The following is a 23,795-nucleotide window of genomic DNA, read 5'->3' as shown; positions in this document are numbered from 1 at the left end:
TTTTCGCTGTGGACGGCGCACTGTCGATCAGTACACTCCCGGCCATGGGCGAGAACCTGGACGACCTGACTTCCGCATGCGTCCACTGCGGGTTCTGCCTTCCGGCGTGCCCCACCTACGCGCTCACCAGTGACGAGAACGACTCGCCGCGCGGCCGCATCCACCTGATGCGCCAGGTGCTCGAGGGCAAGGCCGAGCTCGACGACGCGGTGGCCGAGCACGTCGACTCCTGCCTGGGCTGCCTGTCCTGTGTGAGCGCGTGCCCCTCCGGCGTCCAGTACGACCGGATCATCGAGGAGTTCCGTCCCGAGGTCGAGCGCGCCTACGCCGAGCGCCGCGGCGACAAAGCCTTCCGGGAACTCGTGTTCGGGCTCTTCCCGCACCCGGCGCGGCTGCGGGTGGCGGCCCTCGGCGCGGTGGCGTACCGCCGGACTGGTGTCGCGGCGCTGGTCCGTTCCAGCGGACTGCTGCGCCGCTTCCCGAAGCTCGGCGCCATGGAGGCGCTGATGCCTGACACCACGCTGCGCAAGGCGTGGAGCACGCTGCCGGCACAGACCTGGCCCGAGGGCGAGACCCGCGCCACCGTCGCCATGCTCTCCGGATGCGTGCAGCGGGTGTTCTTCAGCGACGTCAACGCCGCGACCGCGCGGGTGCTGCGCGCTGAGGGCTGCCGCGTCGTGGTGCCGGAGCAGGGCTGCTGCGGCGCCCTGTCGCTGCACGCGGGGCGCGAGCAGGAGGCCGAGCGGTACGCGCGGCGGCTGATCGACGCGTTCCGGCGGCCGGCGGCCGGCACGGTGCCGCTGGCGGAGCTGGACGCGGTCGTGGTCAACGTCGCCGGCTGCGGCTCCACCCTGAAGCAGTACGGCGAACTGCTCGCCGACGACCCGGACTACGCCGGACCGGCCGCGGAGTTCGCGGCGAAGGTCCGCGACGTCTCCGAGGTCCTGGCCGACCTGGAACCGCGCGCCGAACGCCACCGGATCCAGGCCCGCGTCGCCTACCACGACGCCTGCCACCTGGCGCACGGCCAGGGCGTGCGGGCTCAGCCGCGCAAGCTGCTGGCCGACATCCCCGGCCTGGAAGTGGCTGAGCCGGCCGAGGCCGCCTTCTGCTGCGGCTCGGCCGGCGTGCACAACCTGGTGCGCCCGGAGGCGGCCGAGGAGCTGGGACGCCGCAAGGCCGAGCGGATCCGGGCCACCGAGCCCGACCTGGTCGCCACCGGCAACCCCGGCTGCCTGCTGCAGATCCGCCGGCACCTGGGGGACGACACGCCGGTGGTGCACCCGATCGAGATCATCGACGCCTCGATCAGGGGGCTGACGCTCAATCCTGAGCGCCGTCGACCCACTTCGTGACGTCCTTCTGCTTGGTCCGGAACGTCTTGCCCCGGGCCCGGAACACCAGCTGCGCGACGGCCCGGCCGTTGTCCTGCCGTATGGTCTCCCACTCGTGGTCGGCCGGCGGCTTGTCGTAGTTCGGCTCCAGCTTCCTCACCGCCAGCTCGGTCAGCTCGACCCGGCAGCCCGGCTCCAGCTCGTGGGCGATCTGGATCGCCGCCGCGACGTTCTCCAGTCCGAGCCGCGCCCAGGAGCCGTCCGCGAACACGAAGCTGACATCGGCCCCGCCGCTGCCGAACGCGTGCTTCACCACCGAGGCCAGCGCGGCGCGCGGCGCTTCCCACAGCACCTCGGGGTGCTCCAGCCCGCCGTCGGCGACGGTGCCCAGGATCACCAGCCGCCGGTCGGTGACCGCCAGGTCGGTGCGGTACAGCTTGGCCCGGCGGTCCGGATCCAGCTGGTGCGGGAGGTTGCGCGCGATCGTGCCCGGGGCCGCGACCAGCACCGGGAAGTCCTCGACCTCGCGGGCCGGGTCGGTGGGCCGGGCGCCGTCGCCGAGATCCACGTTCGGGTTGGCGTTGCTCACCGCGTTGACCGCGATCGCCGCGATCACCACCACCGCCTTGCCCAGGCCCCACGCGGCCTTGTTCGTCCGCGCGGCGGCGTCCGAGCGCGGGGCGTACGCCGGGCCCTCGGGCCAGCCGGGCAGCTCGGCGGCGATGTCGCGGCCGGCGTCGTCACGGAACCAGCGCATGCCCGCGACCTTCTCGGCGCGGCCGATCGCGAAGCTGACGCGGCCGCGGTGGACGAGCGTTTCGTCGGGTTCGGGATACCAGCTCATGGGACGAACAGCTTATTGATCCGGTCGGGTGTGTGCCCCATCCGTTCGGCGGAGTCCGCCGCTCAGTCCGCCGCTCAGTCCGCCGCTCAGTCCGCCGCTCAGTCCGCTGTGGCCCGCTCGATCCGCCGTCGCTTCCACGCCGGCCACCACCGGTCCAGCAGGAAGTAGGTGATGATGCCCAGGCTGATCGCCACCAGGTGCTCGCGCCCGGCCAGGTTCGGCAGGATCGCCGCCTCGCCGCCCATCGACACCGCGGTCAGCGCCACCACCCAGTACGTGCGCAGCCGCAGCGCCAGGTAGATCAGCAGGGACACCACCGCGACCGAGGGGCCGGTGTCGACCTGGAAGTTGTCGATCTGCGGGGTGCCGATGTGCAGCCAGTTGCTGGCGTAGACCATCAGCCGGGCCGCCATCGAGGTCACCGCGCTGGTGATCATCGCGATCGCGATCATCTTCTTCCAGCCCAGCCAGCACTCCGCGATCCCGAAGGCGATCAGGACCTGGGCCATCGCGCCCCAGGCCGGCAGGTCCGGGGCCGGGGCGAACAGCGACAGCGGCAGCTGCGGCAGCAGCTGCCAGATCGGCTCGCCCTGCCGCACCCCGGCGATGTCGATGACGAACGCCAGGCCGCCGGGCCGGTTCATCTCCAGGATCCAGAGCACCCCGATGGTCAGGACGCACAGCAGCGTGGCCGGGATCGCCATCAGCTTCTTCGTCCGGACCTCCCGGACCGGCACCGAGAAGAAGACCACCATGTCGCGGACGAAGGTGCGGCCCACGGCCTCCACGGCGCGCACCACCGGGTTGCGCCGCAGCGCGCCGGTGGGCTTGAGCGGGCCGGCGGTCTCAGCCGGCTTGACGGGCTCGACGGGGGACAGCGCGGCCCGCATGGGGTCGCCGCCACGCGGGGCGTGCGGGTCCAGTGGGTCGAGTGGGTCGAGTGGGTCCAGCGGGTCGACTGAGTCGAGGGGGTCCGGCGGGGTGCCCGGAGCCGCTGTGGGCGACCCCACTGGTTCCCCGGGTTCGCGGCCGGCCCCGGAGCCTGCTTCGAGGGGATCCGGTGACTTGTCGGTCACGGTCTCATTCGCCATCGTCGTCCCCCCGGATCGGTAGCCGTGGCGTCCGGCATAGGCGGATGCGCTGGAAATCCGCCTCCGACTCCGATATTAGCAACGTCAGAAGATCCCACGCCGGGCCGGGGGAGGGAGCATCTCACGGGAGACCTCTGCCCGCTCGTAGATCACACTACTCGACGTCGCACAGGCGTCACCCGCTCGTCGTATAGGTTTGGCTCAGCGCGGAGCAGGTTCTACATACGGCGAGGAGTGGCACGGCACATGTGCGGTATCGCGGGCGTCTTCGGGGCCCATGACGAGGCCATGCTCAAGAGGATGGGCGACGCCATCGCCCACCGGGGACCCGACGGCGAGGGCGTCTACAGCGACGGGGCGCACGTCGGCTACGCCCACCGCCGCCTGGCGATCATCGACCGGGCCCACGGCGACCAGCCGTTCCTCACCGAGGACGGCCGCTACGCCGCCGTCTACAACGGCGAGGTCTACAACTACCGCGAGCTGATGGCCGAACTGGAGGCCCTCGGCCACACCTTCCGCACGGTCTGTGACACCGAGGTCGTGGTCCGGGCCTTCGCCGAGTGGGGCGAGGCGGCCTTCGACCGGTTCAACGGCATGTTCTCGGTCGCGATCCACGACACCGAGACCGGCAAGAGCTACCTGGCGCGCGACCACTTCGGCATCAAGCCGCTGTACCTGGCCTCGGTGACCGGCCAGGACGGCGGCCACCGCCTGGTCTTCGGCTCGGAGATCAAGGCGATCCTGGCCTCGGGCCTGGTCCAGGCCGCGCCGGACGACCAGACGCTCTACCGCTACCTGCGCTTCCGCATCCACGAGGACTCCGACCGCACCTTCTTCGCCGGGATCGAGAAGGTCCGCCCCGGCGAGGTCGTGGTCGTCGAGGGTTCCGACGTGCAGCGCCGGATGTTCACCACGCTGCGCGAGGACCTGCTGGCCGACGGCCCGCGCTCGCCGTTCACCAAGGACACCACCAAGGAGTTCAAGGAGCGGCTCACCGAGGCGATCCGGATGCGCCTGGTCGGTGAGGTGCCGGTGGGCACCGCGCTGTCCGGCGGCCTGGACTCCTCGACCGTGGTCGCGGTGATCAGCAAGCTGATGAAGCAGCACGCGCAGGACGTGGAGTCGGTCGGCGCCACGCAGAACAGCTTCTCCGCTGTGTTCCCCGGCAGCGTCAACGACGAGGAGCGCTACGTCGACGCGGTCATGGCCAAGGCCGACGGCCCGATCGAGTGCCACAAGATCCACCCGAACCCGGACGAGTTCTTGGAGGACCTGGCCGACTTCGTGCGCACGCAGGAGGAGCCGACCATCTCCACCGGCCCCTACGCGCAGTACAAGGTGATGCAGGAGGCCACCAAGCACGTCACCGTCCTGCTCGACGGCCAGGGCGCGGACGAGATGATGGCCGGCTACCTGCCGTACTACTTCGTCTACCTGCGCCAGCTGCGCAAGGAGAAGCAGTACACGAAGCTGATGCGCGAGGTGGTCTCCTCCACCGACGTGCTGTCCCGCTACGGCAAGCAGGTCGTGCGCGGCAAGCTCGGCCTGGACAAGCCGGTGGACATCCGGCAGATGCTGGACAAGGGCTTCGCCAAGCAGCACAAGGGCGAGACGTTCAGCCCCGTGCCGGACGACCTGAAGGCGCGCCTGGTCGAGGACATCTTCGCCAACTCGCTGCCCTCGCTGCTGCGTTACGAGGACCGCAACACCATGCGCTTCTCGCTGGAGGGCCGCGTGCCCTTCCTGGACTTCAACCTGGTGCGCTACCTGTTCACGCTGGAGCCCGAGGCGATCATCAAGGGCGGCTGGAACAAGAAGATCCTGCGCGACGCGGTGCGCGGCCTGCTGCCGGACCAGATCGTCGACCGCCGCAACAAGATCGGCTTCACCACGCCGGAGCGCGAGTGGTTCCTGCGGATCAAGAACCACGTGCACACGGTGTTCCGCTCGGACTCCTTCGGTTCGCGGCCGTACTTCGACCAGGCCTCGGTGCTGCGCGCGTTCGAGGAGTTCATCAGCGGCAAGAACAGCGACACCATGCTGTTCTGGCGGCTGCTGAACGTCGAGCTGTGGCTGAGGACCTTCGTGGACGCCCCCGGCACCCACGTGGACTCCACGACCTCGGCGGCCAAGGAGTACTTCGCGGCCAACCCCGGCAAGGACATCGCGATCAGCACGCCGTCCAGCGGGCAGGTGCTGCGCTTCCCGATCCAGACCGACGCCTTCGCCAAGGGCGACGACTACCACACCAAGATCTCCGAGTACGGCGCCGAGTTCGCCGCCCGCGCCGCGGAGTCCGACGAGCACGCCGAGGCGCTGAACAGCCCGTGGTTCCTGGCGGTCAGCGAGAAGGTGGTGGCCATCTCCCAGGGCCGCAGCTACTTCCTGTGGGAGATCAAGCCCTCCTTCGCGGCCCGCAAGCTGCAGAAGTTCGTGGTCCGCACGCCCGCCGGCATTGGCCTCGGCTCCCCGGAGACCATGCAGCTGGCGATCCAGGAGGCGGGCCTGGCGCGCATCGTCGCGGCCTCCGCGGCCGGCGCGGTCGGCAAGGTCGTGGGCCGCAAGGGCCTGTTCTACCAGCTGGCCGGCCCCGCGGTCCGGGCCATCGACGGCCCGACGCAGTACTCGCTGTACCCGTCGAACGTCTCGGCGAAGCTGGCCCCGGCCGACCCGGGCAAGGCCGCCTCCGAGCTCGCCGACCGGCTGCGCAGGTCGCTGACCGGGCAGGCCGCCGACACCTTCCAGGGCGTGGCCATCATCGACGCCAACGACCTGGGCTGCAACATCCTGGGCCAGGCCTCCACGGTCTCCGAGGAGAAGATCGCGGAGATCTTCAAGGACAACCCGCTGGGGCAGGGCGCGCAGCGCACGCCGCTGGCGGTGGTGGTGCTGCCCAAGCAGAAGTAGCGCTTGAGCCGAGGCTTGAGCCGAAGTTTGGAAAAGGCCCGGTGGCCCGCGTTCGCGCGGGTGCCGGGCCTTCGGCGTGCTGTGCTGTGATTTGCCGTGCCGTGCCGTGCTGTGCGTCAGCCGATTTCGTGGAACGCGTGGTAGTGGCTGTCAGCCCACTGCCTGGCCTCGTCGTGCGTCCGGTGTCCCGGGGAGCGCGTGGTGCACTCCTCGCACTGCGCCCGCCACGGCCAGCCGCCCCACGTGTGGACGATGGTGACCGGACCCCACTCGTTGTCCTGACGCTCGCGTTCGATGACGGTGTTCATCGACACACCCCTCCTCGCGTCTCGCAACCCATTTCACCAGCACACTGCCGGGTGGCGCCATCGGATATACCCCTAGGGAGCCCGCCACGGAGAGATGCTCCCTGTGACGCTGGAGTAGACGCCCCGGGCGCGGCTAATCTACGGCTCGTGACTATCGAAGACGACGACGACCTCGCCTTGCCCGCGGCGCTGGCCGCGATAGCCGCGATCGGCTTCCCCGCCGAGGCCGGCGAGGACGAGGACGACGACAACGACCACGATGACGAGCGCGACGAGGACGACGCGCCCGAGCACCCGCCGGTGGACTTCGAACCCTTCGAGGAGTTCCTGGACCCCGACGACACCGCCGACTGGTTCCGCGGCTGGACCGCCAACCCGGACGCCGACGCCGGCCAGTTCCGGGTCTTCGGCCAGACCGCCGACGGCGGCTACGCGGCCTTCTGGCTGGTCCGCGAGGACGCACCGCTGGCCGAGCAGCCGATCGTGTTCCTGGGCTCCGAGGGGGAGACCGGCGTGGTCGCCTGCGACCTGCCCTCCTTCCTGTGGCTGGTGGCCGACGGCTCAGGACCCTACGAGGCGGTGGAGCACCCCACCCGCCGCTCCAAACCGCACCCGGAATTCACGGCCATCGCCGAGAAGCACGCCGGAACCGAGCGCATGACGGCCCGCGAGGTGGTCGCCGCGGCCCGGGACGAGTTCCCGGACTTCGAGGACACCATGGTGGAGCTCTCGCGCTGAGCGTGGCGAGCCCGCGTACGCACGACGCAGGCGGCGACGGTGCCGCCCGGTCGTGTTCGGGCCGGTTGGCCGGTTGGCCGGTGGTTCCGGTTGCCGGTTGCGGTTGCGCCGCGCCGGCCATCCGCGCCGCCGCCGGTCCCGGCCGCGCCGCTCCGGATCCTGGCCGCGCCGCCGCCGGTCCCGCCCCGTCCCCCCTCAGTGCCCTGGCAACACGCACACCGCATCGATCCCGAGCACATGGTTCAGCCGCCCGAAGGCCAGCCACGAGCCCAGGCACATCGTCAGCTCGACCACCTCGGCCTGCGAGTAGCGGGCCAGCATCCGGCCCCAGAACTCGTCGTCCAGCCCGTGGTGGTCCAGCGCGTAGCGCTCCGCGTACTCGGCCGCGAGCTTGGTGCGCTCGTCGAGGGATTCCGCGCCGCGCCAGTCGGCCACGGCCTGGTCGAAGCCGTCCTCGACCTTCGTCCCGGCGCGCTCGGTGCGCCAGTCCAGGCAGAACAGGCAGCCGTTGATCTGGGCGATCCGCAGGCGCGCCGCCTCGAACTCGCGCAGGCCGAGGGTCGTGTGTTCGTACACCGCCATCGAGAAGGCCGCCGCCGCGGGGCCGATGCCGGGCACCATCTCACCCCAGACGTAGCCGATCGGCTCCTTGCCCTCGGGCATGTCGATGATCACTGTGTTCCTTCTTCCCAGATCCCTGCGGCCGGGCGGACCGGCACGTCCAGCGCGTCGTAGAGGCCCGGCTCGCGGTCGGCCAGCCACTCGATCGCGCCGACCAGCCGGCCCACCGCGGTCGCGTTGCCGCCGGCCGAGCGGTTTCCGCCCTCGTCCTCGGCTTCGAGCGTGACCTCGATCCGCGGCCGGCCCTCGATCAGCACCCGGTGCGCCCCGACGCCGTCCGGGGCCTGCGGCCAGTGCGGTGCCACCGAGCCGTGGACGCGGGTCACGTGTTCGATCACGATGCGGGGCACGCCCCCGATCTCGCCGCGCACCTCGAAGCGCACACCGCCCTGCGTCCCGGCGGCGAACTTCCCCATGGTCGCGGTCTCGACGTCGGTGTCGAGTGCCGCGCGCTCCACGTGCTCGGTGATCGCCGACAGCCGCGCGCCCAGGGCCCGCGCCATCAGCCGGATCTGCCCGCCCCACACCATCGTGGGCACGCCCGGCGCGGTCATCGGCGGCTCGTAGTCCATCGGCTGCCCCATGCCCACCAGGTAGCGGACCGAGTCCTCCTGGTCGTAGGTCGCGTAGTCGAAGATCTCCTGGCAGCGCAGCGCGCTGATCCGGGACCCGAGCCCGGTCATCATCAGCGGCAGCACGTCGTTGGCCCAGCCGGGGTCGACGCCGGAGGCGAACAGCGACCCGCCGCCGGCGGCCACCGCCGCCAGCACGCGCTCGCGCTGGTCGGCCGGCGCGCTGTGCGGGTCGTAGAACGCGTACAGCGCCGGCGTGACCACGATCGCGCCGGCCCGGATCGCGCGGACGACGTCCTCCAGCGCCTCGTCGGGGCGCACGTCCCCGGACGCGGCGTAGACCACGGCCCTGGCGCCGGCCAGCGCGGCCTCGACGTCGTCGGTGGCCGCGACGCCGAGCCGCTGCCCGAGCCCGGCCAGTTCCCCGGCGTCGCGCCCCACCTTCTCCGCGTTGTGCACCAGCACCGCGCTCAAAGCCAGGCCGGGACGTGCGGCGACCGCCCGGATCGCCGCCCGCCCGATGTTCCCGGTGCCCCACACCAGGGTGGGGATCAGCTCAGCCGCCATTGGCGATGATGTTCTCGATGTTCCGCTCGGCCAGCGCGGTGATGGTCACGAACGGGTTCACGCTGGTGTTGCCGGGGATCAGCGCGCCGTCCATGACGTACAGACCCGGGTAGGCGGTCAGCCGGCCGTAGTTGTCAGTGGCCTGGTTCAGCACCGCTCCGCCGAGCGGGTGATAGGTCAGCTCGTCCTGCCAGGTCTTGTACGTGCCGAACAGGTCGGTCCGGTAGATCGTGCCCTCGGTGGAGTTGATCTTGTCGAAGATGGTCTTGGCCATCGTGATGCCGTCCTGCTTCCACGCCTGCTGCCAGCTCAGGTCGACCTTCTGCGTGCTGTTGTTCCAGGTGAACTGCGCGCGGTGCGGGTTCTTCGTGATCGACAGGTACAGCGAGGCCCAGGTCTCGATCCCGACCGGCAGCGGGGCCACCTCGGCGAACGCGCCGCCGTTGGTCCAGTTGTCGATGCCGCCGCAGGGGACCGTGGACTGCTGGGAGCCGGTGGGGTCCCAGATCTGGTTGGCGCGGCCCACCATGATGTTGCCGTTGTCGCCCCAGTTCTGGCCGACCTGGTCGTTCAGGTTCGGCAGCTGCCCGGTGTCGCGCATCTGCACCAGCAGCTTGCTGGTGCCCACGCTGCCGGCCGCGAAGATCACCTTGTCCGCGGTGACCTCCTTGGTGACGACCACGTTCCCGGTGGTGTCCAGCTGGTTCATCAGCACCGTGTAGCCGCCGCCGGAGGCCGGGGACACCGAGGTCACCTTGTGCAGCGGCGAGATGTTGACCTTGCCGGTGGCCAGCGCGGCGGGGATGTACGTCTTCTGCAGGGACTTCTTGCCGTAGTTGTTGCCGTAGAGCAGTTCCTGGCCCAGAGCAGAACGGGGGACCGTGCCGGCGTCCTCCTGCTGCATGTAGTTCCAGTCGTACACGTCGGGCACGAACACGTACGGGAACCCGGAACGCCCGGCCTGCTTCTGCCCCACCCGCGCGAACTGGTACCAGGCGGTGGTGTTGAACCAGCTGTTCGGGATGACCCCGGCGCCGAGCCCGGCGTTGGCCCGGGGGTAGTACACGTTGTACATCTCGGCCGGGTTCACCGAGGGCAGGATCGCGCCGAAGTTCTCCTGCTTCGGCGTCACCGCCATGCCGCCGTTCACCAGCGACCCGCCGCCGACGCCGCGGCCCTGGTAGACGGTGATCCCGGCGAAGTCCTCGGCGTCCAGGATCCCGGTGTACAGCGGGATGCCGCGATCGATCGGGATCCCCAGGAAGTAGCCGACCGGCTGCTTGGTCTCGGTCCGCAGCCAGAACGACCGCTGGTCGGGGCTGGTCAGGTTGCAGAAGATCTTCCCGTCCGACCCCGGGGTGTCCCAGGCCATGCCCATCTCGATCATCTCCACCGCGACGCCGGCCTGGGCCAGCCGCAGTGCCGCGACCGAGCCGCCGTATCCGGTGCCGATGATCAGCGCCTGGACGTGGGCTCCGTTGGAGATCGGGGCGCTGCGCCGCGCGGCGGCCGCGGCCCGCGAGGCCGAGAAGCCCCCGAGAGCCGCGGCGCCCAGGACCGTGCCTGTGCCGGCCAGGAATCCGCGCCGTGACAGACCTCGGGCTTCTGGGCCACGCCTTGATGTTGCACTCATGTGACACTCCTCACAGGTGCGGAATTTGAGACTTGTGTACTACCGCCCGCATGAGAAGTCACGACTTACTGACGAGTAATATAACGGAACGTCAGATCAGAAAGGCCAGGTAGATCGTGTGGAATCGGTCAGCGCGGGGTCTGGCTCCGGTAGGTGTGGCCCAATTCCGGGCCCAGCCCGAAGTAGTGCCGGAAGTTGTAGATGAGCGGACTCCAGGCCGCCGGCTCGACGTGGTCCGTCCCCGGGACCACGATCGCCGGGTCGGCGTGCACCCTGAGGACCTGCGCCTCGACGATGAGGAAGTCGTCGGTGACGTCCGCGAGGGCCCTGGCAATCGCGGCCTCAAATTGCAGCCCGCACTCGGCGACCCTCGGCGGCCTGACAACCTCCGATTCCCGTTCTGTGAACCCCGATACGCCGAACTTGTCAGGCTCGTACCGCATCCCCGCCGGCTTGCTCTCCGGCACCGGAAAGCGGCCGGTGACAGTGGCCAGGCTCTCCACGCGCCGCCACAGATGCGGCCCGGGGACGTTGATCACGACCTGCGGGCGGCGCGCGAGGTTGTACGCGGTCTGGCCCTCGGCGCCGAGCCCCATGACGATGGTGTGTCCGAGTGCCCACGCCGAGGAGATCGGCGCGAGGTTGGCCGAGCCGTCGTCGTTCTCGGTGGACAGCAGGACCACCGGGGTGCCGAAGTAGAGGATGGCCGGCTCGATCGCGATGTGGTCCGGGCCGGCGGCGGTGTCGGTTGAGCTCGTCATGCGCCCGACGGTAGGCAGCGGACGTTTCGGCGGCCGCCGAACGATACCCGGAGAATAATCGCTGCCATGAGCACCACCGGCCCCACCACCGCGAACCCCCTGCTGGCCGGCGCCGACCTGGCCGCGACGGCCCGCCTGCTGGCCGACGGCACCCGCGCCACCTTCTGCCTGGCCCTGCTCGACGGCCGGGCCTGGACCCCGACCGAACTGGCCCGGCACGCCGGCGTCGCCCCGTCCACCGCCACCGAGCACCTGAACGCGATGGTGGCCGGCGGCCTGCTGGCCGAGGAGCGCCAGGGCCGGCACCGCTACGTCCGTCTGGCCGACCAGCAGGTCGCCGAACTGATCGAGACCATGGCCGCGGCCGCCCCGGTCCGCCCGGCCCCGCCGGCGCGCACCCTGTCCGCCGACAGCCGCCGCCGCGCCCTGGCCCACGCCCGCACCTGCTACGACCACCTGGCCGGCCGCGTCGGCGTGGCCATCGCCGACGCGATGACCGACCGCGACCTGGTCGACTGGCGGCACGGCCTGAGCCTGACGCCCGAGGGCGAGCGCTGGCTGGCCGACCTCGCGATCGAAGTCCCGACCGCGTCGAAGCGCCCCGCCCTGCGCCCCTGCCTGGACTGGACCGAACGCCGCCCGCACCTGGCCGGTGCGGTCGGCGCCGCCCTGTGCGAGCACGCGCTGGATCAGGGCTGGATCAAGCGGGTCGGCACTTCGCGCGCGGTGCTGGTCACCTGGCAGGGGCGCGAGGTGCTTCAGGAGCGACTCGGGCTCTCGGAGCAGGTGCTGACGCCGGCTGCGGGGTGACGCGGGTCATCGGACACCACATTGACTCAGTTCCCTGATTCTATCCCGCCATCCCCACCGTTGGCCGAGCTATGCGGCATCGACCTGGCGCCCCGCGAAGCGCCGCGCCAGCAGACACCCGGCCCGCGCCCGAGCGACTGCGAATCAGAGCTCGAATAGCTTCACCCCCGCGCGCGGCGACTCCGGGTCCGGAGTGGACCTGCCCGCCGCGCCGCTCCGTTTCGGGTTCAGAAGGGGTGGAACATGTCAGCAGCCTCGATGAGTGTGCGAAGAGCCTTGGCGTTCCTGGGAATGCTGGTGCTCACCTGCGCCGCGGTGGTGGTCGGGACGGCGGGCCGGGCGCACGCCGACGCCAATGTCGCGGTGCAGCTCGGGTACGCCGACAACCTGCGCGCCAATCCCAACAACTTCCCGACGCCCTGGGAAGGGGCGCCGAATGTCACATACGGCGGCTGCACCGGCGGCTGCACTTTCGACGCAGGCGCGGTGCGCGTCATCAACAACACCGGCGTCAACGTCAACGTCGACTACATCCACGTCAGCTTCGGCACCTGCGTGTACGACATCTGGCGGCACAACGTCCCGCTCGCGCCGAGCGGGCAGTACATCGTCACCCAGACGATCAACTCCTTCAGCGCCGGCTGCACCTCCGACGGCTCCTTCGACACCTCCGACATCGGGCCGAACGGTGCCAACTGGTCCGGCGACTGCAACCAGTCCGGCGTGGTGCCGCTGGTCACCGTGTCCATCGACGGTGTGGTCAGCAACTTCGACGACACCGGCAAGATCCTCAACACCGGCGGCGTGGACGGCGCCAGCTGCGGCATGGGCAACGAGTCCCAGCAGTGGGCCCCGGTCGGCAGCGTCTCCTGCCCCGGCTCGATCCTGAGCCTGGCCCCGCCGCAGCAGGACCTCGCGGTCGGATCGCCGGCCACTGTCACGGCCAACCTGGTCAACAGCTGCGGTGACCCGCTCCAGGGCGCGCCGATCTCCTTCAAGATCGCCAGCGGCCCGAACGCCGGCCTGACCGGCAGCGGCACCACGGACGCCTCGGGCAATGCGACGTTCACCTATACCGGAACGGTGTCCGGGACGGACGTCATCGGCGCCTCGACGACGAACCCGGCCGGCACCATCACGTCCAACAACGTCCAGGTGACCTGGCAGACCCTGCTGACCGGCGACGCCTACGGCCTGAAGTCCTCCGGCCTGGTGAGCATCGCGCCGACGCCCGAGGCCGGCCCGGTCGCGGTGACCGGGGCCAGCACCAGCTCCCCGCCGTGCGACGCGAACATCCTCGGCCTGATCATCAACGCCAACACGCTCTGCGCGAACGTCTCCACCGCCGTGAACCCCGACTCCTCCACTGCCAACGCCTCGGTGCAGCACGTCGGCATCGCCGTCCTGGGCCTGCCGGCGATCCAGATCGGCGCGGTCTCGTCCACCTCGCAGATGGTCTGCGCCGGCGGTACCGGCGGGGCGAGCATCGCGACCATCACCGTCGGCGGCGTCGCCGTCCCGATCAGCGTGAACCCGGGCCCGAACACCACGGTGAACGTGCTCGGCATCAAGCTGATTCTGAACGAGCAGATCGCCACCGGTGACGCCACCGACCACACGCTGACGGTCAACGCGGTGCACGTGATCGTGCCCGGGCTGCTGGACACGGTCGTGGCGTCCTCGACGAGCGACATCCACGGGTGTGTCTGAGCCCTGAGACGACGCTGACGTAGCCGGCGCGGTTCCGGACACGCGGACACACGGACACGCGAAGGCCCGGCTGGGGATCCCCGGCCGGGCCGTCAGTGCTGAGGGCGGATGGCCGCCGGCGAGGCGCGTCAGCCCGAGCAGGCGGTGATCATCGCCGTCGAGTCGCTCGACATCGCGCTCATGTCAGGCACCTTCCCGGAGGAGGCCTGGCCGGCCATGTTGACCCAGTCGTCGCCGAGCTTGTTGATCGCCGCGGCTGCTGCCGGGTTCTTGGACTTGCCCGCGTCGGCGTGCAGCTTGTCCCCGATCCCCTTGATTGCGGCGATCGCGCCGGTCAGGTTGCCGGCCGCATTGGATATCGTGGTGGAGCCGCTGGTCAGGTCGGAGGTCGCCGCCTGGCAACCCGGGTCGCTGCCGCCGAGGGCGCCGCCGGAGCTGCCGCCGCTGGAGTCGTCAGAAGACGAGCTGCTGCTGGTGCCGCCGGTGCTGGAGTCGTCGGAGGACGAGCTGCTGCTGCCGCCGGAGGAGGCGGTGGTCTGGGACGTGAGGCCCCCCGTGAGCGGATTCGCGCCGCCGGTGGCCGCCGCCGGGGTGGTGCCGGACGAGGAGCACCCCCCGAGCAGGATGACCGAGGAGGCCAGGGCCGTGCCGACGAGAATCCGTATGCCACGCGTCGTGGACATTGGTGTTACCCCCATTGTTGTTGGACCTGCGAAGTGCCCCGCCACGCTACCGCAACGGGTTGACGGCGAGTGCACAGACGACAGGGTTAACCCCGATTACTCGACCCAAACGTGTGCGGCCTGAGACTGTCGCGTGATGTCGGCCCCTGAGACGATCTTCATCGCCGCCGCGACGGTCTCCGGCAGCGTCTGCGTCACCGGTGTTCCGAACCTGCGCGCCAGGCGCACCAGGTAGCGGTTCCGCTCCGGATTCGGGCAGTCCGGCGGGCAGCCGAGCACCGCGCGGCCGGAGCGCGCGACCAGGCCGAACTCGACATTGGTGGTGAATCCGGGCAGGGTGCGCAGATCGCGGGGGATCCAGAACAGGATCGCCGAGGCCCGGTCCAGGCCCTCCCATTCCCACTCGATCTGGTCCTCGTACTCGGTTTCGCGCAGTCCGCCGGGGTTCTCCGGGACCAGCACGTGCAGCGTGTCAGGCTTCTTCCAAGCTCTGTCGAGAGCATGAATCGCCTGCGGGCGCCAGGAGGCGACGGCCTCGGAACGGGGCGTGGGACCGGCCAGGAAGACGCTCGGGCCGGTCGGGATGGGCTCGCGGGCCCACACAACGGAAACGGTCACGCCGCCATCATCGCCGTACCGCCGGGCACCGGGTGTTCTCCCCGAATCCACCATCCGCGGTTACCGTGCCGGAAGAGGACGCCATCTCAATCCTCTGGGAAAGACAGGAGCCCGCGCATGTCGTTGACCCGCCGCCGCCTGCTCACCTCCGCCGCCGCCACCTCGGCGCTGTCCCTGCTGCCGCCCTCGTTGGGCAAGGCGATGGCCGATGCGGCCCCGGACAGCAGGCTGCACTCGCTGGACCAGATCGAGCACGTCATGATCCTGATGCAGGAGAATCGCAGCTTCGACCACTACTTCGGCACGCTGTCCGGCGTGCGGGGGTTCGGGGACCGCGACGCGGTCCGCCTGCCCGACGGCCGTCCGGTGTTCTACCAGCCCGACACCGCCAACCCCGACGGCTACACCCTGCCGTTCCGCATCGACACCGCCAAGACCAGCGGTGCCAAGTACCCCAGCACCGACCACAGCTGGCCCGGCCAGCACAAGTCCTGGAACAACGGCGCGATGGACGGCTGGATGGCCGCGCACCGCCCCGTCGACGGCGGTCCGTGGTCCATGGGCTACCTGACGCGCGAGGACCTCCCGTTCCACTACGCGCTCGCCGATGCCTTCACCGTGTGCGACAACTACCACTGCTCGGCCTTCGGCCCCACGCACGCCAACCGGCTGTTCGCGATCAGTGGCACCAACGACCCCGACGGCGTGGCCGGCGGCCCGGTGGTGAGCAACAGCAACCCGGCGCCGTTCCGCTGGACCACCTACGCCGAGCGCCTGGAGGCCGCCGGGATCAGCTGGCGCTACTACGTCGGCAACACCGCCGGGTCGGATCTGGGCTGGTTCCAGAACTTCCAGAACGCGCCGCACGACTCGTCCCTGTGGGTCAACGGGATGCAGCCGCGGCCGCCGCAGGCGATCGCCGACGACATCGCCAACGGCGACCTGCCCGCGGTGAGCTGGCTGAACTCCCAGTACCTGCCCTCGATCGGGCTGCCGGAGGCCAGCGAGCACCCGCCGGCGCTGCCCGGGGCCGGCGCGGAGTACATCTGGGGCGTGCTGGACGCGCTCGGGGAGCACCCCGAGGTGTGGGCCAAGACCCTGCTGATCATCACCTACGACGAGAACGACGGCCTGTTCGACCACGTCCGGCCGCCGACCGCGCCGCCCGGGACGCCGGGGGAGTGGATCACCGTCGACCCGCTGCCCGCGGAGTGCCAGGGCATCGCGGGCCCCTCCGGGCTCGGGTTCCGGGTGCCGACGATCGTGGTCTCGCCGTGGAGCGCCGGCGGCTACGTGTGCTCGGAGGTGTTCGACCACACCTCGACGCTTCGCTTCCTGGAGCGCCGGTTCGGCGTGCGGGAGACGAACATCAGCGACTGGCGCCGCTGCACGGTCGGTGACATGACAGGGACGCTGCGTATGCACGAGCGGCAGGAACGGTCCTTCCCGAAGCTCCCGGACGCCGCCGCGCTGTACCAGCAGGAGCTGACAGAGGTCGCCACACTGCCCCCGGTGGTGCCGCCGACGGCGCAGAGCATGCCGCGCCAGGAGCCCGGGCACCGGCGGCGCGTGGGTTAGGCGAATAGTCCGTTTTGCCCGCTCTGGGAAGGCCCTGAGAAGACCTCGGGGCCTTCCCGGTTCCGTTCGCCCCGACGGTGATCCGGCCGCCACGCATCGTGAGAAATGTGGTGTTCGGCACCTGAAAACCTTACGGGCGGTGCGCCCTATATTGACTGCATGTCATCGTTCTTGTGATTTGCTCAGAGTTGTGCTTACCGTCTGAGTCATGCCCCGCCGCGAGCGGGGGCCTCGTCGGCCGGCACGCCCCTTCCTGCCCCGGACCGCGAGAGTCATCCGGAGTCGACCCCCGTGAGCGGAGCAGGACGCGGGCGCCCAGGCGCCCGCCGGCGTGGCGGAGAGAGTGCAAGCCTTCAGATGTTCAACCTGTCCAGCCGCAAGAAGACCGGGATCGTCGTGGCCTCCGTGGCCGGTGCCGCCGTCGTGCTGCCCGCCCTGATGGCCGCCACCGCCAGCGCCGCCAGCGTCTCGACCTGGGACCAGGTCGCGGCGTGCGAGAGCGGCGGCAACTGGTCGATCAACACCGGCAACGGGTACTACGGCGGGCTCCAGTTCTCGACCAGCTCCTGGCTGGCCGCCGGCGGCGGCAAGTACGCCCCCCGCGCCGACCTGGCCACCAAGGACCAGCAGATAGCCGTCGCCGAGAACCTGCTGGCCTCCCAGGGTCCGGGCGCCTGGCCGGTGTGCGGCCCGCGGGCCGGCCTGAGCGCCGGCGGCGCCGCGGCGGCCGTGAATCCGGGCAGCGGTTCGAGCGGCTCCACCGGCACGCAGAGCCAGGCCAAGCCCCAGACGCAGCCCCAGAGCCAGACGCAGCCCCAGACCCAGACGCAGGCCCAGACGCAGACCCAGACCTTGCAGGCGCCCAAGCAGCAGGCGCCTCAGCAGACCCAGCCGGCCCCGGCCGCTCAGGCCCAGCCGACCGGTGCGACCTACGTCGTCAAGAGCGGCGACACCCTGTCCCGGATCGCCGTGAGCCACCACGTGGCCGGCGGCTGGCAGGGCCTGTTCCAGCTGAACAAGGGCCAGATCTCCAACCCGAACCTGATCTTCCCCGGGCAGGTCATCAAGTTCTGAGAACCGATCGCGGCGCTCCTCGCGGCCGCGGCCCCGGCCTGCCGAAGGTGGCAGGCCGGGGCCGCGGCTCAGGTCTGCCTACTGCTCTTCCCAGAGCTCCCAGGCTCCCGGGTACTCGGTCGACGCGTCGCATTCCCAGTAGCGTCCGCCCGACGACACCTGGAAGGCCACGCCCGCGACGGTGCACTCGGCCTTGTTCGTGGGCGAATCGGGGCCGTTGTACACGCCCGCGAGCTGGAGCGGTCCAGTGTTCGTGCTGGCACTGGCCATCGCCGCGCCGCCGGTGACGACACATGCGGCGGCGGTGGCCGCCACGGCTATTCGACTGATCTTCCGTCGCATATCGGCATCCCTGTTCCGAGAAGGTGGCTAACGCGTTTGAGCTACCCGTGGCCGCCGAGCGAATCACGACTCTGACATGTGATCCGTGACACAGGCTGCTTCAGCGGGACGCGTTCCGCGCCGCCGCGACCGCTTCCAGCACCTGCTTGAGCGACGTCTCAGCATCCTGTTTCGCCGAGTCCAGCACCAGGTGCGGCTCGGGCCACGCCTCCCACAGCCCCTGCATCCGCACCACGTGCTCCCACGGCACCGTCGGCCGCCAGCCGGGGATGCCGCGGTCCCGGCTTTCCACCCGCGACCGGTGCGCGTCGGCATCCGAGCAGACGCACTCCACCCCGACGAACCGCGCCCCGAGGCTCTCGGCGACCCGCCGATAGCGGTCCCGGGATGCGACTTCGTGTCCTGTCACGTCGAGCACCACGTCCAGCCCGAGTTGCAGCTGTCGGGCGAGCGCCGCGATCAACATGGTCTCCGCCAGCGGGTCCACGTTCTCGTCGGTCAGCACCCGGAACGGCGTCAGTGCCCCGAGTTGCCAGTCCATGGAGAACACCGCCGCCCGCAACTCCCGGGCCAGTCCCTCGGCCAGGGTGCTCTTGCCGGCCCCCGGTGCCCCGGCGACCAGGATCGCGACCGGTGTCGCCGAGGGATCCAGGGGTGCCAGGCGTTCGTAGCGTTGGAATACGGGCTCGTAGTCGGTCATGGAGCGACAGTAGGCATGGCTCCGCCTGGAACCGGCACGGTTTCGCTGACGGCGAACGCCTCAGCCCTTCAGCCGCCCCAACCGCTCCACGGCCTCGGCCAGCACCTCGTCCTTCTTGCAGAACGCGAACCGCACCAGGGCGCGCGCGGCTTCCTTGTCGTCGTAGAACACCTGGTTCGGGATCGCGACGACGCCGCAGAGTTCGGGCAGCTCGCGGCAGAACTCCAGGCCGCCCTTGTCGCTCAGGGCACTGATGTCGGTGGTGACGAAGTACGTGCCGTCGGGCCGGAACACCTCGAAGCCGGCCGCGACGAGCCCGTCGGAGAGCAGGTCGCGCTTGCGCTCCAGATCGGCGCGCAGGGTGCTGAAGTACTCGTCCGGCAGCGCCAGCGCGGTCGCGGCGGCGTACTGGAAGGGGCCGCTGGCCACGTAGGTGAGGAACTGCTTGGCGCTGCGGACCGCGGAGACCAGCGCAGGGGGAGCGGTCACCCAGCCGACCTTCCAGCCGGTGAAGGAGAAGGTCTTGCCGGCCGAGCCGATGGTCACGGTGCGCTCGCGCATGCCGGGCAGCGTGGCCAGCGGGATGTGCTCGGGGCCGAAGGTCAGGTGCTCGTACACCTCGTCGGTGACGACCAGCAGGTCGCGCTCGCGCGCCAGCTGCGCGATCGCCTCGGACTCGGCGCGGGTGAGCACCATGCCGGTCGGGTTGTGCGGGGTGTTCAGCAGCAGCAGGCGGGTGCGGTCGGTCACGGCGGCACGCAGCGCGTCCAGGTCGGGCCGGAAGTGCGGCGGACGCAGCGTCACCGGCACGCGCACGCCGCCGGCCATCGCGATGCACGCGGTGTACGAGTCGTAGTAGGGCTCGAAGGCCACCACCTCGTCGCCCGGCTCCAGCAGGGCCAGCAGCGCCGCCGCGATGGCCTCGGTGGCCCCGGCGGTGACCAGCACCTCGGTGTCCGGGTCGAAGTCCAGGCCGTAGAAGCGCCGCTGGTGCTCGGCGACCGCGGTCCGCAGCTCCGGGACGCCGGGCCCGGGCGGATACTGGTTGCCGCGGCCGGACAGCACGGCCTCGGCCGCGGCCTGCTTGATCTGCTCGGGCCCGTCGGTGTCCGGGAATCCCTGGCCGAGGTTGATCGAGCCGGTGGCCACGGCTAGGGCCGACATCTCGGCGAAGATGGTGGTGCCCATCGGGGCCAGGCGGCTGTTCACGTAGGGCATGCGCATACCGCCATCCTGCCGTACCGGCGCCGCACGGCACCCGCGCCGCGACGCCCCCGCCGGGACCGGCGCGCCTCACGCGCGCCGCGCGGTATGCCAGGCTTGACCCATGGACTTGCGCATCTTCACCGAGCCGCAGCAGGGTGCCGACTACGACACCCTCCTGGCCGTCGCCAAAGCCACCGAGGACCTGGGCTTCGACGCGTTCTTCCGCTCCGACCACTACCTGAAGATGGGCGGCGGCACCGGCGAGCCCGGCCCCACCGACGCCTGGATCACCCTGGCCGGCCTGGCCCGCGAGACCAGCCGCATCAAGCTCGGCACCCTGGTCAGCCCGGTCACCTTCCGGCTGCCCGGCCCGCTGGCCATCACCGTCGCGCAGGTCGACGCCATGGCCGGCCCGGGCCGGGTGGAGCTGGGCCTGGGCACCGGCTGGTTCGCCGACGAGCACACCGCCTACGGCATCCCCTTCCCGGACACGCGCTTCGGCCTGCTGGAGGAGCAGCTGGAGGTCGTCACCGGGCTGTGGAACACCCCCGACGGCGCGACCTACAGCTTCAAGGGCGAGCACTACGCCCTGGAAGAATCCCCGGCGCTGCCGAAGCCCGTCACCAAGCCGCATCCGCCGATCATCATCGGCGGCGGCGGTCCCAAGCGCACCCCGCGCCTGGCCGCGCGCTACGCCAGCGAGTACAACGCCGCCTTCCGCCCCGTGGACGACAGCGAGAAGCTGTTCGCCACGGTCCGTGAGGCCGTCAACGCCAACGGCCGCTCCCCGGAGTCGATGACGTACTCCGCCGCGCTGGTCGCCTGCGTCGGCCGTGACGAGGCCGAGTTCGCCAAGCGCGCCGCCGCCATCGGCCGCGAGCCGGCCGAGCTGCGGGAGAACGGCCTGGCCGGCACGCCGGCGGAGGTCGTGGACAAGATCGGGCGCTACGCCGGCATCGGGGCCCAGCGGCTGTACCTGCAGATCCTCGACCTGTCCGACCTGGACCACGTGGAGCTCATCGCCTCCGAGGTCATGGGCCGGTTGTAGGCACTCTTGACGCACCGTACCGAACGCGCCGATCTCGCGGCCGACTGCGCGAACTGCTTCGCCCTGTGCTGTGTGGGGCTGGCGTTCACGGCGTCCCAGGACTTCGCCGTCGACAAGTCCGCCGGGACGCCGTGCCCCAACCTCGCCGCCGACGACCGCTGCTCGATCCACGCCGGACTGCGTGGCCGCGGCTTCAAGGGCTGCACGGTCTACGACTGCTTCGGTGCCGGCCAGAAGCTGTCCCAGGAGACGTTCGGCGGCGTGTCCTGGCGCGAGGCACCCCAGACGGCGCCGCGGATGTTCGCGGCGCTGCCGGTGATGCGCCAGCTGCACGAGATGCTGTGGTACCTGGCCGAGGCCGAGACCCTGGCCTCGGCCTCGGCGCTGCGCACGGAACTACTGTGGTCGGCCGAGGAGACCGAACGCCTCGCCCGGGCGCCGCTGGATGATTTGTTGGCGCTGGACCTCTCGGCGCACCGGGCCGGCATCAGCGAGCTGCTCTCCGAGGTCAGCTCCCTGATGAGGGCCGGCATCGGGGCGGGGCGGAAGAAGGACCGGCGCGGAGCGGACCTGATCGGCGCCCGGCTGACCGGCGCCGATCTGCGCGGGGCCGACCTGCGCGGCGCCTACCTGATCGGCGCCGACCTCGCCGGCGCCGATCTGCGGCGCGCCGACTTGATCGGCGCGGACCTGCGTGATGCGAACCTGGCCGGCGCGGATCTGACCGGCGCGATCTTCGTGACGCAGACGCAGCTGAACGCGGCGCTCGGCGATGCCGGGACGAGGATCCCCGACGGGCTGACGCGGCCTTCGCACTGGCAGTGAGCCGAAGCCGCGCACGTCACCAATAGCACCTGAATCGGACTATAGCCGCATAGGCTCCATGAGCGTTCATATATGAACCAAAAGCCCTGCGTTCTCGCGATCAAGGTTGCCGCCCGCCACGAAAGCCCGCCATTCGGGGGCTGGTCGTTGCCGTCCCACCAACACCACCCCGCCACTAGGCATCACGCGTTGAGCGTATTTGAGGTGCGCACCCCGGCCCTGCGCGTCCGGACCATCTGGACGGTGTCGGTCCGCTGATCCGCTCCGTGCTCGCGGCGCCCGTCCCGACCACGGGCTATTCGCGCTGACAGCGGCCCTCGCCGCGTCTAACGACTCTTACGTTGCCGTTTCGTGACGCGTTCATGGCGGATTCGTGTCCGCCAGCTCATAGCGATCATGGTCGAAACCCGAATAGGTTTTGCGCGTCAACATATCGGCGGCGCCTCCCGGGGGTAGGCGACGTGCGGAATCAGAAAGGGGCAAGCTCCCATGCGTAAGGCGATCCTCGCTATCACCGCACTCGGCGCCGCGGTTGCGTTGAGCGCGGCTGGCTGCAGCAGCTCTAAGAGCAGCAGTTCTTCCTCCACCACGGGTGGCGGCTCTTCGACCACCGCCGCTTCGGGCTCGAGCAGCAGCGGCACGCCGCACTACACGAACAACAAGGTCGGCATCCTGCTGCCGGACACCAACTCCTCGCCGCGCTGGGTCAACTCCGACCCGAACGAGCTCAAGACCCAGTGTGCGAGCTACGGCCTGACCTGTGACATCCAGAACGCCAACGGCTCCGCGACCACGCAGACCACCCAGGCGCAGTCGATGCTCAACGAGGGCGTCGGCGTCCTGATGATCGTCAACCTGGACTCCGGCTCGGCCAAGGCGATCGAGGCCCAGGCCCAGGCCAAGGGCGTCGTCACCATCGACTACGACCGCCTGACGCTCGGCGGCAGCGCGCAGTACTACGTGTCCTTCGACAACGTGGCCGTCGGCAAGGCGCAGGGCACCGCCCTGACCAAGTGCTCGCAGGTCCAGGGCAAGACCGCGGTGAAGTACGTCGAGGAGGACGGCGCCGCGACCGACAACAACGCGACGCTGTTCAAGCAGGGCTACGACAGCGTGCTGAGCACCCAGGCGGGCTGGACCCAGGCCGGCGACCAGTCCGGCAACTGGGACAACCCGGCCGGTACCGCCCAGTCGACGTTCCAGAAGCTGCTGCAGGGCGCCCCGAACCTGAACGCGGTCATGGTCGCCAACGACGAGATGGCCAACGCGGTCATCACCGTCCTGAAGCAGCAGGGCCTCAACGGCAAGGTGGCGGTCTCCGGCCAGGACGCGACCGCGACCGGCCTGCAGAACATCCTCACCGGCGACCAGTGCTTCACGATCTACAAGCCGGTCAAGGGCGAGGCCGACGTGGCCGTCAAGCTGGCCAGCCAGATCCTGTCCGGCCAGAAGCCGCAGGCGCCGTCCACGGTCCACGACCCGACCGGCAACCGTGACGTCCCGTCCTACCTGGCGACTCCGGTCGTGGTGGACAAGACCAACATCACCCTGCCGTTCACCGACGGCTACCAGAAGGCCTCCGACGTGTGCACCGGCAACTTCGCCGCTCTGTGCGCGACGGCCGGCATCAAGTAAGGAACGCCGCATACGACCGGCGGCGGCAGCGTGTCGGGTTCCCACTTTCCGACACCGCCGCCGCTGGTCGGTGCTCCGCGCGGGAGCTGTAAACCCCTGCGAAGCCCACACGGCGGCCGTCGGCGGTCGCTGAAGAGCAAGACCGTTCGGGCTCGACCGCTCTGGCTCGACCGTTCGATTGCTGGGC

22 protein-coding genes are annotated in these 23,795 nt (G+C 70.4%); 10 read left to right on the top strand and 12 right to left on the bottom strand.

Annotated features, from left to right (window positions below; all coding sequences use genetic code 11):
- The first annotated feature begins 44 nt into the window (after positions 1 to 44).
- On the top strand, positions 45 to 1,355 hold the full coding sequence (locus tag ABH926_RS05485) for a (Fe-S)-binding protein (RefSeq protein WP_370364234.1): 1,311 nt from the start codon (positions 45 to 47) through the stop codon (positions 1,353 to 1,355).
- Here ABH926_RS05485 and ABH926_RS05480 read toward each other — a convergent pair.
- Complete coding sequence (locus ABH926_RS05480) at positions 1,324 to 2,178, bottom strand: hypothetical protein (RefSeq protein WP_370364233.1); 855 nt, start codon at positions 2,176 to 2,178, stop codon at positions 1,324 to 1,326. The two genes, ABH926_RS05485 and ABH926_RS05480, sit on opposite strands and share 32 nt — an antisense overlap.
- A 98-nt stretch (positions 2,179 to 2,276) precedes the next feature.
- Positions 2,277 to 3,269 carry a hypothetical protein gene (locus ABH926_RS05475; protein ID WP_370364232.1) on the bottom strand — a complete coding sequence of 331 codons (993 nt, stop codon included), beginning with the start codon at positions 3,267 to 3,269 and terminating at the stop codon, positions 2,277 to 2,279.
- Between the two features lie 246 nt (positions 3,270 to 3,515).
- Between ABH926_RS05475 and asnB the strand changes: the two genes are divergently transcribed.
- A complete protein-coding gene (asnB, locus tag ABH926_RS05470; RefSeq protein ID WP_370364231.1) occupies positions 3,516 to 6,179 on the top strand; it encodes an asparagine synthase (glutamine-hydrolyzing) in 2,664 nt (887 codons plus the stop codon).
- A 116-nt stretch (positions 6,180 to 6,295) separates the two neighbouring features.
- On the opposite strand, the gene ABH926_RS05465 is transcribed toward asnB, so the two are convergent.
- Positions 6,296 to 6,487, bottom strand: a complete 192-nt coding sequence (locus tag ABH926_RS05465) for a hypothetical protein (protein WP_370364230.1) — start codon at positions 6,485 to 6,487, stop codon at positions 6,296 to 6,298.
- Positions 6,488 to 6,634: 147 nt separating this feature from the next.
- On the opposite strand from ABH926_RS05465, the gene ABH926_RS05460 reads away from it, so the two are divergent.
- Complete coding sequence (locus ABH926_RS05460) at positions 6,635 to 7,225, top strand: SMI1/KNR4 family protein (protein ID WP_370364229.1); 591 nt, start codon at positions 6,635 to 6,637, stop codon at positions 7,223 to 7,225.
- Between the two features lie 195 nt (positions 7,226 to 7,420).
- On the opposite strand, the gene ABH926_RS05455 is transcribed toward ABH926_RS05460, so the two are convergent.
- The 4 genes from ABH926_RS05455 to ABH926_RS05440 all read right to left on the bottom strand — a co-directional run bounded on the left by ABH926_RS05455 (position 7,421) and on the right by ABH926_RS05440 (position 11,379).
- Complete coding sequence (locus ABH926_RS05455) at positions 7,421 to 7,900, bottom strand: carboxymuconolactone decarboxylase family protein (RefSeq protein ID WP_370364228.1); 480 nt, start codon at positions 7,898 to 7,900, stop codon at positions 7,421 to 7,423.
- Entirely contained in the window at positions 7,897 to 8,985 is a 1,089-nt protein-coding gene (locus ABH926_RS05450) for a dihydrodipicolinate reductase (RefSeq protein ID WP_370364227.1), read from the bottom strand. The genes ABH926_RS05455 and ABH926_RS05450 overlap by 4 nt, the downstream gene beginning before the upstream one ends.
- Entirely contained in the window at positions 8,975 to 10,618 is a 1,644-nt protein-coding gene (locus ABH926_RS05445) for a GMC oxidoreductase (RefSeq protein ID WP_370364226.1), read from the bottom strand. Before ABH926_RS05445 ends, ABH926_RS05450 begins: the two co-directional genes overlap by 11 nt.
- A 128-nt stretch (positions 10,619 to 10,746) precedes the next feature.
- Positions 10,747 to 11,379 (bottom strand): flavin reductase family protein, encoded by a 633-nt coding sequence (locus tag ABH926_RS05440; RefSeq protein ID WP_370364225.1) that lies wholly within the window; start codon positions 11,377 to 11,379, stop codon positions 10,747 to 10,749.
- 66 nt (positions 11,380 to 11,445) lie between these two features.
- Here ABH926_RS05440 and ABH926_RS05435 point away from each other — a divergent pair, with 66 nt between their 5' ends.
- Together ABH926_RS05435 and ABH926_RS05430 are read left to right on the top strand one after the other, a co-directional pair.
- A complete protein-coding gene (locus ABH926_RS05435; RefSeq protein ID WP_370364224.1) occupies positions 11,446 to 12,189 on the top strand; it encodes an ArsR/SmtB family transcription factor in 744 nt (247 codons plus the stop codon).
- A gap of 243 nt (positions 12,190 to 12,432) precedes the next feature.
- Positions 12,433 to 13,899: a choice-of-anchor P family protein gene (locus ABH926_RS05430; protein ID WP_370364223.1), complete on the top strand. Its 1,467-nt coding sequence runs from the start codon at positions 12,433 to 12,435 to the stop codon at positions 13,897 to 13,899.
- 128 nt (positions 13,900 to 14,027) lie between these two features.
- On the opposite strand, the gene ABH926_RS05425 is transcribed toward ABH926_RS05430, so the two are convergent.
- Both ABH926_RS05425 and ABH926_RS05420 read right to left on the bottom strand, forming a co-directional pair.
- Positions 14,028 to 14,582: a hypothetical protein gene (locus ABH926_RS05425; protein ID WP_370364222.1), complete on the bottom strand. Its 555-nt coding sequence runs from the start codon at positions 14,580 to 14,582 to the stop codon at positions 14,028 to 14,030.
- A gap of 96 nt (positions 14,583 to 14,678) precedes the next feature.
- Complete coding sequence (locus ABH926_RS05420; RefSeq protein WP_370364221.1) at positions 14,679 to 15,200, bottom strand: nucleoside 2-deoxyribosyltransferase domain-containing protein; 522 nt, start codon at positions 15,198 to 15,200, stop codon at positions 14,679 to 14,681.
- Positions 15,201 to 15,317: 117 nt separating this feature from the next.
- On the opposite strand from ABH926_RS05420, the gene ABH926_RS05415 reads away from it, so the two are divergent.
- Positions 15,318 to 16,778 carry an alkaline phosphatase family protein gene (locus ABH926_RS05415; RefSeq protein ID WP_370364220.1) on the top strand — a complete coding sequence of 487 codons (1,461 nt, stop codon included), beginning with the start codon at positions 15,318 to 15,320 and terminating at the stop codon, positions 16,776 to 16,778.
- Between the two features lie 357 nt (positions 16,779 to 17,135).
- Positions 17,136 to 17,852: a transglycosylase family protein gene (locus ABH926_RS05410; protein WP_370364219.1), complete on the top strand. Its 717-nt coding sequence runs from the start codon at positions 17,136 to 17,138 to the stop codon at positions 17,850 to 17,852.
- 78 nt (positions 17,853 to 17,930) lie between these two features.
- Here ABH926_RS05410 and ABH926_RS05405 read toward each other — a convergent pair whose 3' ends face one another.
- From ABH926_RS05405 to ABH926_RS05395, 3 genes are all read right to left on the bottom strand, one after another.
- Positions 17,931 to 18,194: a hypothetical protein gene (locus ABH926_RS05405; RefSeq protein ID WP_370364218.1), complete on the bottom strand. Its 264-nt coding sequence runs from the start codon at positions 18,192 to 18,194 to the stop codon at positions 17,931 to 17,933.
- Positions 18,195 to 18,294: 100 nt separating this feature from the next.
- Entirely contained in the window at positions 18,295 to 18,894 is a 600-nt protein-coding gene (locus ABH926_RS05400; RefSeq protein WP_370364217.1) for an AAA family ATPase, read from the bottom strand.
- A 60-nt stretch (positions 18,895 to 18,954) separates the two neighbouring features.
- Positions 18,955 to 20,118 (bottom strand): pyridoxal phosphate-dependent aminotransferase, encoded by a 1,164-nt coding sequence (locus ABH926_RS05395; protein ID WP_370364216.1) that lies wholly within the window; start codon positions 20,116 to 20,118, stop codon positions 18,955 to 18,957.
- Between the two features lie 103 nt (positions 20,119 to 20,221).
- Here ABH926_RS05395 and ABH926_RS05390 point away from each other — a divergent pair, with 103 nt between their 5' ends.
- The 3 genes from ABH926_RS05390 to ABH926_RS05380 all read left to right on the top strand — a co-directional run bounded on the left by ABH926_RS05390 (position 20,222) and on the right by ABH926_RS05380 (position 23,608).
- Complete coding sequence (locus ABH926_RS05390) at positions 20,222 to 21,148, top strand: LLM class F420-dependent oxidoreductase (protein ID WP_370364215.1); 927 nt, start codon at positions 20,222 to 20,224, stop codon at positions 21,146 to 21,148.
- Between the two features lie 6 nt (positions 21,149 to 21,154).
- The gene (locus ABH926_RS05385) at positions 21,155 to 21,973 is read left to right on the top strand and encodes a pentapeptide repeat-containing protein (RefSeq protein WP_370364214.1); all 819 of its coding nucleotides are present in this window, start codon (positions 21,155 to 21,157) and stop codon (positions 21,971 to 21,973) included.
- A gap of 489 nt (positions 21,974 to 22,462) precedes the next feature.
- The gene (locus ABH926_RS05380; RefSeq protein ID WP_370364213.1) at positions 22,463 to 23,608 is read left to right on the top strand and encodes a sugar ABC transporter substrate-binding protein; all 1,146 of its coding nucleotides are present in this window, start codon (positions 22,463 to 22,465) and stop codon (positions 23,606 to 23,608) included.
- The last annotated feature ends 187 nt before the right edge of the window (positions 23,609 to 23,795 follow it).

It is taken from the genome of Catenulispora sp. GP43, from assembly GCF_041260665.1.
Classification (GTDB): Bacteria; Actinomycetota; Actinomycetes; order Streptomycetales; family Catenulisporaceae; genus Catenulispora.
Note: the sequence above shows the minus strand (reverse complement) of the source record. Positions and strands in the feature narration are given on the sequence as shown.